The following is a 12,816-nucleotide window of genomic DNA, read 5'->3' as shown; positions in this document are numbered from 1 at the left end:
TGCTGGCGTACACGCGATGTGCGGCCACTTCGGACGCTGTGAAGATCACAAAGTCGTCAGCGTATCGCACAAATGGCAGCCCGCGTTTCTCCAGTTCTTTGTTCAAGTCATCTAAGTAGATGTTGGAAAGTAAGGGTGAAAGCGGACCACCTTGCATCGTTCCCTCGTTGCTAGGGTGGCAAATACCGTCGACCATGACTCCGGCTCGCAAGTAGCGCCCAATCAGTTTCAGCAGTCGCTTATCGCGGACCTTGCGGGCCACGCGAGACATAAGTACGTCATGTTGGACTCGGTCGAAGAATTTCGAAAGATCCATATCGACGCACCAGCGGCGACCGCTGCGGATGATCGTTTGAACTTGCCTGACTGCACCTTGAGCCGGGCGGTAAGGTCGATAACCGAAGCTCGATTTAGAGAAGTCTGGATCAAAGATCGGTGTGAGGACTAAAACGGTAGCTTGTTGGATAACACGATCGATCAAGTTTGGAATTGCGAGATTTCTCGTGCCGCCACCGGTTTTATCGATGGTGACTCGCCGTGCCGGTGAAGGCTGGTAAGTACCATCAAGCAATTGTCTAGGAATCTCTTGCCCACGTGGGCGGAACCATTCGGGAAAGTCGTCCACCGTTATTCCGTCGGGGCCTGGGGCTCCACGGTTGGCTTTGACTCGTGCCCAAGCGGTTTCCAGGTTGAGATCGCTGACAATTTCTTCTATCAAAGAGTTTTCGTAATGGTCGTCGCCCAAGGCTGACTTCTCGATGACCGCCATTGTCGAATCACCCGTCGGGATGTTTTGCGATGCATCGTCTTGCTCTTCTTCAAAGAAGTTGAGTTGGCGATACGTGTCGTTCGGCTTGGTTGAGGTCATCGGTGGTTTGTTCCTTGTCTTGTGACGTTCAGTCCTTCCCGTTGCCATTGGAGATTGGCAGATCGGTACTATGACGTTTGCTGACTGCTCGCAGCACGGAGGTGCGTTACCGCATCCGGGATCGCCTTTCGGGCAAGCCCTACTCACGGGTACGCTTTGAGCCCTCCCCAAATAAGGGACGTTTCAAGGCTGCTTGTGCCTTAGAAACACGTGATCTGTCTCTGCCCAAGTGCCACATCTACCTCCGCTCACTCTTCCGGTTCGATTTCGCTGTCAGCAGCCAGCTCATCTGGAGCCGTCGGCCTCTATGTGGTTTCTGTTCGTCACAAACGCAGGTCTTGGCGATTGAATGTGGTCCGACGGCGTCAAACAGGTCGGCACTTACGCAGACATTCGCAGGCTTCCTCTCCACGGTCTGTCACCTCGCCACAGTTGCCCTCGCCTCGTACTGTTCTTTACGAGCTATCCATTTGGAATCATGACTCCCATAAAGAAAACCGGAACTAAGTACAGGGGACTTTCACCCCACAAGATCACGCCAATCGTTGGGCGTACTGCAGCGAAGGACGCGATCCAAGCGGTTTGGCAATGGAAGAGTCTTTCTTGCGTCCTCGGTGCTGTCCGGCGTTCGCCCAGATGGGAGACTTTCCACGTAATTCATTTACTTCGACACAACGTAGCCCTATGGTTTCTTTACGTCGCACTCGGACATGTTGCGACACGTGCTCACGCTGAATGCTCGACATTTGCCTTCAAGACCGAAAACCGAACAATCCTTGCGCACAACTTTGATTACCCGCAAGAGATTGAAGACGGACTTCTATTCATTAATCATCCCGTGGCAACAAAGCGTGCATGGCGTTCAAATTTCATGCAGGGATGGAGCGCCGACCCAGCTTCCGAGCTAGAGCGTTGGACGTCAAGGTACGGTAGCGTGACGTTTAACTTACCCGGCTTCCAAATGGTTAGCGCGGGAATGAACACCGAAGGTCTCTCCGTAGCAACGATGGAGCTGAAGGAAACGAGGACGCCAAATGTCGCTGGTCGACCCCACATTGAATCGACAGTTTGGCTTCAATTCATTCTCGATACCTGTGCAGACGTCGGAGACGTCTGCCGTCGCAGTCAACGTTTTACCGTGGATGGATTCAGCCATTTCCTTTTCGCTGATGCGACCGGACAAACGGCAATCGTCGAGTGGGTCGACGGTCGAATGGTTATTTCGATTGGAGGAGCAGATTCGTGCGTATTGACTAACTCGACATTTGCTGAATCCAACCAAACCTATGGGACTGTCCAGAACAAACTGCCTGGAATTCCGGCAACAGATCGCTGGAGGCAACTTGAGATTGAGCCAGACGATTGGACTCGTTCTCTGGAACGCTATTGCATCCTGCGGGAAGTCTTGGGAACGCGCTCCCACGAAATCGAAAACCCGGTGGAGTTTGCCTTCGATACACTCAAGAAAGCCAAGTTCCCAGTCCCGGATCGAGAAGGTGAGTTCCGCACACAGTGGAGCGTTGTTTTCGACACCGAAACTAGAGTCATCCATTTTGAAACTCGGCTACACACGCAACGACGCAGAATTGAATTTGATGGCATTGATTTTAGGGTGAATCGATCGCCCGCGATGTATTTCTGTCCAGACGCCCGATCGTGGCGTGATCCACCGCAAGTTCTTTGAATACAACCGCGACACTTCGCGAGAGCACACGTTAAGTTTCACCAATGCGTTTTGCGCTTTTCAGGGGATTGAACCGCCCGCACAAACGGCTAAGTGGGTTGATCGCATATTGAACCATTTTGAGAGTCATTTGGTCGAACTGGGTGAGTGAGAAACAGGACTCGGTCGAACCAAGCCATGAACCCAAGTCGCCGATCGAGCGTTTAATTGCATCAACAACAATCTCAGCTACTGGGTCATGGCGGCCGACTTTGAAGTCCGTGGTTTGACCAGTGGCGACTGGCTGCTTTTCAAAGTTTCTTCTACATTGTCGTGTTGGGCATTTCTTTACGTGGTTTCGGGAGCGAGTTGCGGTCAGCAGATGCGATTCGATGATCGTGGCGAGGTGAGAAAGTCCGGCTGGGAACTATCGACGCCGATACCGTGCCCCATGGCCACTGTGGACCGGTTCCTATCTCGTTCTCTCACAACGTAGTGGCGTGGCGGCGTTTGGGTTTGCCGTAACTGCTTTGGTCTTTATCCTCCTTGTTGGTCTTCGTATTGCGCTCTTTCCCTGGGTTCGCGGAATTCGTGTTGATTGAACGGATTGTTTCTACCAGCTACGCAACTTGCTTGCTCGGTCGCTGTCACCATCGTATGCTCTTACAGGGCTTGCGGGTTGGCCCTGATCGCTACGTCCCTCCACGCTACATTCCTATGCGATGGATAACCAACCGAGTGGCAATCACTGAAGCAGTTCCTATAGGAATCGGAGAGACTCCGATCCGCGCCAGTCGCGTCATGAGTTCCTGTTCCGATTCATCAGACGGACAGAACGGCAACGCGAAATTGAGTGTTGAAAAGAACGCGAGATCCGAGTCTTCGGCGGGCATGGGAGTTGAGAAAACAGTATCCGGCGCATCGTCCGTTTTCGCTCTATCTGCGTACTCACTCAATGCCGTTGCGGTGTATTGATTCTGAATGTCCTTGACGTTCTCAAGATCATCAGGCCCGAGCAATTGCGTGCGATAGATGGCAAATGCAAATTCGGTGTCGCACCGAATGACTTTGCTAATGCCCGCAGGCGTCTCTCCCGTCCAACTTGGACCCGCGATCAAGTATTGCCCAGCGCTGTTGCCGGTCACTCTGGAACCGATGTAATCGAAATTGAATTTGAAGAGGTCTGTCAATTGGATTGAATAGTAACGTCCCTCCTCCATAGCCGGCACACCAAGCACGACGGGCTCATCCCTCAAGTCCATCCACAAGAATGAATAGGGCGTATCGGCGTTAGCTGTTACCACACCGTTTTCAGCAGGAGTAAAGACGTTGGCCTCGTGCTTGAGCGTATTGAGTGGCGCTTTGAATTCGTCGCCCTCGCGATCGATCGCAAAGGCATGCAGCGTCCGATAGCTTTCTACGATCGGGTAACCGTAAATGGTTGCTTCACGAGCAATCGTCTGAGCCTCCACCGGTGTAAGCTCCTGCCCCAGGACGTTGGCCGCATCGGTCAATCCAGTCAGCGCCACACACGACACGATTGCTAGGAAGAGTCGTTGCATTTCAATCACCGAACGATCCATTCTGTTGCCGAAAAAGCTCCCCGCCACTGAATCGGCGTTGTTGCCGACTTTAGGGATCATCGTTTTATCAACTCGGCGGGAGTTCACAGCCGCCGAGCGAGTCAATCAACGACGAATATCAAGGGTCATGCTTCATGCCCCTCATACATCGTTCACGTCTTCTACTTCTCCCTTTTCGGTATGCTGATCGTGACCGTGTTGACCCGACCGGTGAACTCCGAGTCCTCAACATCCTCAAAGACCTTGTCAGCCACTGGCGTTGATTCGTCGATGCCAACATCTGCCGTTTCATCGGCGGAGTAAACCGCTGGCTGGGTTTTGTCGATCCGGCCCTCCGCGACCTTTTCACCATCGACAAAGATCGTCGCCTGGCCTCCTCGTCCGGTACCGCCGCCCTCATAGTCAAAGACCAATTTGATCTCGGCCTTGTCTTTATCGATCGCTTTGCTGGATGCGACGGTATAACTCTTCAAGCCAAACCAGTTGTAGGTGTAGGCAGGCTTGCCCTGATCCATGTACAAAGCCCAGCCGCCGAACTTGCCGCCCTGACAAAGAATGACTCCGCGATCATTTCCCCTCAGGTCAACGTTTGCGACGATCGTCTTGGACGTGTTCTTCTCGTTGATGAACGTGTTCTCCAGGATCCCCGTCATGCCATGGCCAAGGGTCAGGCTGGTTCGATCGCCCATCAGGTCCGGGCGACCAGCGATGGCGGCGTTGAAGCGTTCATAAGCTCTATCATCCAAAGGGTAGACGCTGTTGGCGATGGCCTCCTTCTTGAACAATTCCTTCATCTCTTTCAGTTTTTCAGGATGCTTGTCGGCCAGATTGTTTGTCAGGCTGAAATCTTCCGTGGTGTTGTAGAGATCCCAGACGTCATTCTGCAAAGTGTGGAATGGTGTGTTATTCCATGGGGCGCGATGAACTGCGCGAGCCAGCCAGCCTTGGTGATAGATTGCCCGGTTCGCAAACATCTCAAAGTACTGAGTCGTATGCCGGTCTTTTGCTTTCGCGTCATCCGTCGCATACAGCATGCTGACGCCCGACAGCGGCTTTTGCTTGACACCATTGACCATCGTTGGCTGGGGCAGTTTCGCCGCTTCCAGAACGGTCGCTGCGACGTCGTTGACGTGGTGCCACTGCGCACGAATTTCGCCTTTGGACTCAAATCCTTTTGGCCAGTGCATGACCATGCTATTGCGAGTGCCACCAAAATCGGCGGCCATCTGCTTGGTCCAGGTAAAGGGTGCGTCTGTTGCTACCGCCCATGCAGCCGAAAAGTGCGGGAATGAATTGGGTCCGCCCCAGTCATCGGCGCGGGCCAGCATGCTGTCCACGGTCTCAGCATCAAAGATGCCGTTCAGATGGACGAGCTCGTTGTAAGTTCCTTCCAGGCCACCTTCGCCACTTGAGCCGTTGTCGCCCATGATGTAGATGAACAGCGTATTGTCCAATGCTCCAATGTCGTCGATCGCATCGACCAGTCGCCCAACTTCGTGGTCCGTGTGTTCAGTGAAACCGGCAAACGCTTCCATTTGCAGCGCGAAGAGTTCACGTTCCTTGTCGCTTAGCTTTTCCCAATCCTTGATGTCTTCTGGCATCGGTGCCAGCTTCGTATTTTGCGGTACGATGCCCATCGCCTTCTGGCGAGCAAGCGTCTCTTCGCGATACCTGAGCCAGCCGGAATCAAATTTCCCGTCGTACTTCTTGATCCATTCTCTTGGCGCATGGTGCGGGGCATGCACGGCTCCCGGTGCGTAGTAAATAAAGAAGGGTTTGTCTGGAGTCATCGCCTGCTGAAACTTCATCCAGTTGATGGCTTCATTGGTCATGTCTGCGGTGAAGTGATATTCGGGATCGTCCTTCTTTTCGACTTTCGTGACTCCGTCAAAAATCACGGGGTCCCACTGGTTGGTCTCGCCACCGATGAAGCCATAAAACTTGTCAAAGCCAGAATGCGTCGGCCAGCGGAAATACGGTCCGGAAACCGAGACTTCCCACGTCGGTGTTTCGTGCCACTTTCCAAATGCAGCGGTGCTGTAACCGTTGTGCCGAAGGGTTTCCGCAAAATATTTAGCATCGTTGGAACGCTCGCCCTGATTGCCCGGGAAGCCAGTGGCGATTTCCATCACGCAGCCAACGTTGACCTCGTGATGATTCCGACCGGAAAGCAACGAGGCTCGCGTGGGCGAACAGAGAGCCGTCGTGTGGAAGTGGTTGAACCGCAATCCGCCTTTGGCCAAACGATCAAATGTGGGGGTTTCAATGGCTCCACCGAAAGTACTTGTCGCACCAAAACCAATGTCATCAATCAAAACGATGACGACGTTGGGAGCGCCTTCGGGTGGTTTGATTTGAAACATCGGAGGCTTGGTGGCGTCCCTCGCGTCAAAGACCTCAATGGGTGCATATTTAGGTGGTTGAATCGGCAGAACAGTTCGATCCATCTTGTAGGCCGTTGACGTGTCATCTTGTGCCATTGCAGACTGGATGTTGTAAGCCAGCAAAAACACGGCAACTGACAGAACGGGTGTGAAGAGTTGTTGTTTCATCTTTTTGTCCTCAGTGAAGAATAGGGTCCCGGGTTGAAGTGGCCTGGCTTCCAGCCGCAGGAGATTGAATTTGAATACTGGGGCTAGAAGCCCCAGCCACGATTACTCCACCACTTCCGGATCGCTGGGCTTCCAAGTCTTGTCGTAGAAGGGTCCCAGAGGACCGTAGAGGCGAAAGATGGTGTGCCACCCTTTGCCAGGCACAGATTGAATCCAGTTGTTCTCCAATCCTTCCGGAGGCTTCGGGCTGAAGTAGATGTCGTAGGAACCGTCAGCGTTTTTCTTCAATCCTTCCTGGTTGTTGTCCAGACCAGGGAACTGCTGGTCGGTCTGCAACATCGATCGAGTTTGAGTGTCGTAAATCGTGAACGACCAGAAGTCTTTCGCTGGCACGTTGGGCGGCAAATGAATCTTGTACGTCTTACTGCCATCCAAGGCGTTGCCGTTTTTGTCCAGGTACGCGATCAGGTACTGAGAACCCTTGCCGACATTCTTGATTGACATCGCCGGCGTGATACCGGTCGCGTAGAAATGCATATAAATCCGCGAGTCAATCAGGCGAACACCGTCAAGCAAAAAGTCATAACGGCCCTGGATGAAAGGGTTCGTCCAAACTCGCTCTCCGGGATACACGTACAGTCGCGAGTCTCGCGGACGCGCCGTTAACGCTCGGGCAGTCACAGCCGCAACATTCGCGGCATCGGTGAGAATCTTTTTCATCCGTGGATCAGGATCGAAAGCGTTCCCGTGCTCAATCCCAATCGTTGCCAGCCAACCGAGGATCTCGGGATCCAATGCATCAACCGGCTCACGCTGTATCACTTCATTGAGCTCTTCCCAGTACCCGTAGTCCATGCGGTGAATCGTGTTGTGGAATTTGCCAGAGACATTCAGGAAATTCATCGCGGGCGGATCATCTTTTTGAGAAAGCGGATAGACTCGAAACCGATTCTTCGTCGCATCCACTGCCGACTTGGTGGAACCGTCAACCTGAAAGCCCCGCCACAACACCCAGTTGCCATGCGTTTCCGAGCGAGCGACGTGGTAACCCTCCGGTACTTCGCCCTTGTACCCGGGCGGCAGGATCAGGAATTTTCCGCCCTTCCCCTTGTCGGGGCCGGCGTTTCCAAAGTCTGCCACGTATTTGAACCACGCATCGTCAATCAATCCCAACACGTTGGGAGGCGTCTCCAACACCATCGGCTCATCGCCCAATTCCAACCACATCGCCATATAGACAGAGACAGTGTTCGGGGTCAGCCAGAGTGCCTTGGAATCCATCAGATCTTCAAACAGCAAAGCGGTGCGATTCGCCGGGCCGAAAGAAAGCAACCCTTTCCGCATCCCGTTCATTGAGGAGATTTGGATGGTCGACAGATAGGCCTGCGTCGCGCGTTGAAAATCGAGGTTATCAAATACCCGCTGGGTCGTCTCTGCATCAGGAACACCGTCCACCGAACGCAGCGTTCCCACGGGCGTTTCGAGCTTGTCCGGCGTGGCGATTCCTGGCGGAATCCTTGTGGTCATCTTCATTTGGGGAGGCTGGGCCTGACAAACGTTGTCAGCGATTAACAGCCCAATGACAAACGACGTTGTGACTCGAAGATTCATGGCTTGACCTTTCATTCGGGTGCGGTTGCTATGCTTTTCTTGCGGTTGACTTGTTGCGGTCTCTGGAGCGTGAAGCAGCAGAACCGCTCCGTATCAGTTCTGGGTACAGTGTGGATGTCCATATCCGCACGATCGCCTCGCGGACTGGTTGCTGTTGGGATCTCGGCCGACGCCCAAAGTGGTGAATAAGCAGCGACGCATCCATGCGATTCAGGCGATTGCTACAGGCCGGGCATCAAACGGTTCGATCATACCAATTGCCTGATGCTCCTCGATTCGATCGGTGACGGCATCGTCAAAGGCTGTGAGGAAATCCATCCACGATTTTTCCAACCGCTCATCCATTGGTGCGGCATCTGCCACGGCCTGCAGGATGGAGCCCTGCCGGTAGCAGAGCTGCACCAAACCGGCCATCGTCTGTTCGAGAAGTGGTGTTGGATCATCATCACCCTGAAACCAGGGTGCGGCGACGTGAAAAATGTCCTCTTCCAGTCCTTGCATCAGCGTCTCCATCAAATCGTGGAGATCCCCGAAGTACTGATAGAATGCCGATCGGCTCGTTCCGGCCAGCGACATCAAATGCGCCACCGTCAGATCGCGAAACGGATGGGTCGACAGGAATTTAACCGCCGCATTGAGAATCGACTGCCGAGTCCGTTCCGACTTTCGCAGCACAGAACGATCCTGTGGGTCGTTGCGACGACGGATGGTTAATGACTTTGTTTCTGACATACCGTCATATTCTACAGTCTGCGCATCAGAAATCTACGGGCCCGGCTCGCCGCCAAAACCGAGGAATTACATTCCCTTCTTTGTCATTGATCGGGTCAGGCCATCAGCTCATCGTGCCCAACGTCCTCGCGAGTGCCGTCGTTGGGGATTGGGATGATACTTGTTTCGCGTTCAGTGGCGTGTAGGGCGCACGATGCTTGATGAAATTTGGATGGATACACCTCGGCTCTTTCGCTTCGTGCGTTCGGTCAACGCGACCGACGCGAGTTCTGCGGTCTTCTTCGTGAAGGCGGTTGCATCGACCGAACAGAGTTCGGTCGGGGTGAAACACGCGTCGGTGTCGTCAGAATTCCTGCACCGACGCGCCGAAATGGCCCTCACCCAAAGTGTTCCGGCTTCATCGACCGGAGCAGCAAACCCTTATTCACGAATCGATTCACGCAGCGCAGAAACTCTGATTTTCAAGTACGGCAGCATCGTCGGGACGCGTTCACGCTATGTACTCCGGTTCGCCAGGTACCGTGCACATTCAACAATCGGTATTTTGAAGATACCGCTGTAGGGAATTGCGTCGCACTGCTCTCCGAAGGAGTTCTTCAAGAAAGCCTTTCCTTTGCCTTCCCTCGCACTCAACGCCCAATCGATGCTCAGAACCGCACCGATATTTTTGAGCGAACGGGAGAGCACAGGAAGCGGCTTCCTATGGATGTGGTTGGTTAACCATCGTGAGCAATTGACAGGGACAGAGTATGGACAGCATCAAGCTGGGAAGCCCTCCGATGTCTCCATGCGCTTGGGGTAAGAATGCATGTGGCGGGCGAGGTGAATTTTCTTGCCGCAGGATGGCTCTGTCCCGGATCCAGCTGGGCGAGCCCCCCTCACCGGATTCTATTTAATGCATCCGAACCGCATTCGATGTACCGAACCGGCGTTTCTGGTCAACAATCTCGATTCACTCCGACACGGCCGACGCCGGCATTAAAAATGAATCGCTGTTTCCATCGGAATGGGTACAGCAGGTTTTCCCCTGACGTGCTCAACCGCGTTTCTTATATCTGCGTTAAGCCAAGGTGTCGTGGATGACGTTTCCGTGGACTTCGGTTACTCGGCGTACCGCGATGGTTTTTAAGATGCTGCGGTTGTTTTCGTACGAGAGCGCCGCCTGTTCGCAGCAAATCCGTTACCACCAATGTTCGCCTTGGACGCCAAAAGACGCGCCATTGGTTTCGTCAATGTATGTCGGGCCGCCGACTAGACCACGGAATTCGTCTCCCCACCAGGCAAAGCTGACGAAGGCTCGCAATTCCGGACGCGAGAAGAAGTTGGTGTCGGCTCTCAGCATGGGGCTGAACGTTAGCTTCTGCACCGTTCCTTCCACTTGCAACGGACCACTCTCGACAAAGTCAACGCCGTACTCAACAGCAACGGCGGCATGTTGAGTCAGGTGGACAATCGGACGCAAGCCACCCGACACCCATTCGGTTTTGGGGTCGGTTTGATCCGGCGCAGTGGTGCGCCGGTAGATTCCGATCGCTTGCATCGTAAACCAGTCACATAGATGCACGGTCACGGTGTTGGTGAACAGCAGTTGTGAGTCGAGATTGAAATCGGTGAACGGCATGTTGACTGACGACGAGAAGTTAGCCGACGAGTCGCGACCCCACTGGACGGAAGACTTTGCGAATCCGCCAAGAAGTTCTTCTGTAACATGGATCGCACCGACGGCGTACCCACGTTTGACATTCTCTGTATTGCTGTTGTCCGTTGCCGTGCCGCCCGATTCGTAGGAACCGGCGCCCCACAGCAGCATATTGCCGGTCGGAACAGGGATGTCGTAGATTCGGACGTCAACGTTGTGGTCGGCGATACGTCCTTGGTCGGTGACTGGGAACTCGAGAGCGCCACCGAGGTAGGCGACCGCCAACTTGGCGCCGTGGAAAGGGATATCTTGAATTCCGCCCCCGTAGCCACTCATGTCGAGGAAGAAGTAGTCGATGATGTGGATGTCGTGACGATCGTAGTAGCGATTTCCGGCCCAGAACTTCCATTCAGGAACCATCGGCAATCGCCACATCTCGAGGTATGCCTGTCTCAGCAAGAAGTTGTCGGACGGATCGAACGTCGAGTTTTGAAGCGTTTGCATCGCCAGCATCAGCTCGCCCCGCACCATCACGCCGCTTTCAAGTTCGCGAGATCGCTCGAGCGCTAGCTCGGCATAGGTATCGTTTTCGTTACCCAGGCGGTATTTGGTTGGGGCGTCGGGTGCCTGAAACACTTCTTGGTCGCTGCCTCTGCCGCTGCTTCCGAAGCCACTCCGTGCATACCCGTGGAATGTGAACAGGTTTTGCAGGACTTGTCGGTCGCGGATTTCGGATAGTAACGCCTGCTCGGTGCTCTCAGGCAGCGCAGTATAGCCCGGCACTCGCAGCTCCAGTTGCCGACGAAATGCCTCAGTTTGGGCATCGATGTTGCTCTCGGTTCGTCTCTGAGTTGAGAAGTTGGATTGATCCGCCTCGATCCGTGCGATGCGCGTCTCGTAGTCCTCACGCATTCGGTCGAGCTCCAACCGAAAATCGGCGGCGGAGTCCTCTTGCGCGGAGCCGGTGGTCGCGAGCGTGATCGCCAGAACGAGACACATCCAGCGGGGCGACGGGATGATAGCAGCCGATTGTTGCAGACCGGCAGCGAGGCCACGCCAGCTGGGAAGCCAATCGCGAAGCGCGCAAGATGGGGCTCGTCGGTCGAGAGGTGCGTGCAAGGTCGTGATCTCGGGTATAGCCGCCTCGTGTGGCTAGCTACTCGAAAGTTGGGAAAATCCCGTCTACCGCGAAGTACATTCGGTACGCAATTCGGACCAGAAAGGTCAAGATCACCAATCGTCGCAGCAGCCCACGATGGTTAGCTAGCATTCCTGTCGCGGTGCCACCCACCAAATCCGTCTCTGATTGGCGGAGAAGGTTATCAATTGGCTCGATGAGCGGCCCCTCGATTGATGGGTGGCACTAATCTCTGTCATCGACCGACGCGAGTCCGCGGGATTGCTTCGATGCACACTTCCCGAAATCGAGGACTACCCGACAAAAAACGGCTCATCCGACAGAAGCGCGCGGAACCCAGACTCGAGGTTTTTTTGGAGGTATGGCTCCGGTGTCCAATGATGTCTTAGAAAAGAGTCCCCGACGGACGGTCGTCCGCCGGGAACCGGTAGCACCCTTGGCGCACCATCGACCGGGATATCCCTTGTCAAGTTGCACCTCTGCAGAGCTCGACTCCGTTTCTCCCGGAAACTGCACGATAACCAGTGAAAATAGCTCCTGCCAGCAATGATGGGACACCGGAGAGATGCCTCGAAAACCTCCTGCGCACGCTTCCGCCGGATGAGCCAAAAAAACTGCGCTGAATCTGCTAACTTACAGCGCTGATCACACTGAAGCGGCGAAGCGGATTGCTTCAAGAGCTTTTCGCAAATGGGGTCAACGGTTCATGTTCGACGACGTGTTGACAATGGTTGCATCTTGCGACGTGTTCGTCTGTTCTTCCAAATACCGCATCACGGTGTTGGTCATGTTAATTGTGCTGTCGTGATAGACGACGTTCCTCATGACACCACGGAAGACGGAATCGTTTTGCTCCAAATCCATTTCTTCGCTGCTAAAATTTAGCACGAGCTGGATGTTATTATCGGTCGCGACGGCCCGCAACGCGGCAGCAATTTGATGATAACTGTCGTAATAGATTCTGGCCTCGGCTTCACTCAGCTCTCTATGTTTGTGAACCCGGGGCAACCGCAATTGTGATTCTAAATTC

Annotated in this window: 7 protein-coding genes and 2 pseudogenes; 2 read left to right on the top strand and 7 right to left on the bottom strand. The window is 54.1% G+C overall.

What is annotated here, in order from left to right; genetic code table 11:
• Positions 1 to 19: 19 nt before the first annotated feature.
• Positions 20 to 769 (bottom strand): annotated as a pseudogene (locus Poly41_RS29690) (reverse transcriptase domain-containing protein); the annotation flags it as partial.
• Between the two features lie 448 nt (positions 770 to 1,217).
• On the opposite strand from Poly41_RS29690, the gene Poly41_RS29685 reads away from it, so the two are divergent.
• Positions 1,218 to 2,552, top strand: coding sequence for a carcinine hydrolase/isopenicillin-N N-acyltransferase family protein (locus tag Poly41_RS29685; RefSeq protein WP_146531006.1), 1,335 nt, complete (start codon positions 1,218 to 1,220; stop codon positions 2,550 to 2,552).
• A 686-nt stretch (positions 2,553 to 3,238) separates the two neighbouring features.
• Here Poly41_RS29685 and Poly41_RS29680 read toward each other — a convergent pair.
• The 4 genes from Poly41_RS29680 to Poly41_RS29665 all read right to left on the bottom strand — a co-directional run bounded on the left by Poly41_RS29680 (position 3,239) and on the right by Poly41_RS29665 (position 9,009).
• Positions 3,239 to 4,174 (bottom strand): DUF1254 domain-containing protein, encoded by a 936-nt coding sequence (locus tag Poly41_RS29680; protein WP_231616056.1) that lies wholly within the window; start codon positions 4,172 to 4,174, stop codon positions 3,239 to 3,241.
• Positions 4,175 to 4,275: 101 nt separating this feature from the next.
• Complete coding sequence (locus tag Poly41_RS29675) at positions 4,276 to 6,666, bottom strand: arylsulfatase (protein WP_146531005.1); 2,391 nt, start codon at positions 6,664 to 6,666, stop codon at positions 4,276 to 4,278.
• 102 nt (positions 6,667 to 6,768) lie between these two features.
• Complete coding sequence (locus Poly41_RS29670) at positions 6,769 to 8,277, bottom strand: DUF1254 domain-containing protein (RefSeq protein ID WP_231616055.1); 1,509 nt, start codon at positions 8,275 to 8,277, stop codon at positions 6,769 to 6,771.
• Positions 8,278 to 8,487: 210 nt separating this feature from the next.
• Positions 8,488 to 9,009, bottom strand: coding sequence for a TetR/AcrR family transcriptional regulator (locus Poly41_RS29665; RefSeq protein WP_146531003.1), 522 nt, complete (start codon positions 9,007 to 9,009; stop codon positions 8,488 to 8,490).
• A gap of 193 nt (positions 9,010 to 9,202) precedes the next feature.
• On the opposite strand from Poly41_RS29665, the gene Poly41_RS29660 reads away from it, so the two are divergent.
• The gene (locus tag Poly41_RS29660; RefSeq protein WP_146531002.1) at positions 9,203 to 9,571 is read left to right on the top strand and encodes a hypothetical protein; all 369 of its coding nucleotides are present in this window, start codon (positions 9,203 to 9,205) and stop codon (positions 9,569 to 9,571) included.
• A 618-nt stretch (positions 9,572 to 10,189) separates the two neighbouring features.
• On the opposite strand, the gene Poly41_RS29655 is transcribed toward Poly41_RS29660, so the two are convergent.
• Together Poly41_RS29655 and Poly41_RS34530 are read right to left on the bottom strand one after the other, a co-directional pair.
• Positions 10,190 to 11,767, bottom strand: a complete 1,578-nt coding sequence (locus Poly41_RS29655) for a carbohydrate porin (protein ID WP_146531001.1) — start codon at positions 11,765 to 11,767, stop codon at positions 10,190 to 10,192.
• Between the two features lie 715 nt (positions 11,768 to 12,482).
• Positions 12,483 to 12,816: pseudogene (locus Poly41_RS34530) on the bottom strand (OmpH family outer membrane protein); the annotation flags it as partial.

The organism is Novipirellula artificiosorum (assembly GCF_007860135.1).
In the GTDB taxonomy this organism is placed as follows: domain Bacteria; phylum Planctomycetota; class Planctomycetia; order Pirellulales; family Pirellulaceae; genus Novipirellula_A; species Novipirellula_A artificiosorum.
Note: the sequence above shows the minus strand (reverse complement) of the source record. Positions and strands in the feature narration are given on the sequence as shown.

Coding starts and splice junctions, on each gene's coding strand:
- Poly41_RS29685 (WP_146531006.1), top strand. CDS start 1,218: ATGTGGTCCGACGGCGTCAAACAGGTCGGCACTTACGCAGACATTCGC.
- Poly41_RS29680 (WP_231616056.1), bottom strand. CDS start 4,174: ATGATCCCTAAAGTCGGCAACAACGCCGATTCAGTGGCGGGGAGCTTT.
- Poly41_RS29675 (WP_146531005.1), bottom strand. CDS start 6,666: ATGAAACAACAACTCTTCACACCCGTTCTGTCAGTTGCCGTGTTTTTG.
- Poly41_RS29670 (WP_231616055.1), bottom strand. CDS start 8,277: ATGAATCTTCGAGTCACAACGTCGTTTGTCATTGGGCTGTTAATCGCT.
- Poly41_RS29665 (WP_146531003.1), bottom strand. CDS start 9,009: ATGTCAGAAACAAAGTCATTAACCATCCGTCGTCGCAACGACCCACAG.
- Poly41_RS29660 (WP_146531002.1), top strand. CDS start 9,203: ATGCTTGATGAAATTTGGATGGATACACCTCGGCTCTTTCGCTTCGTG.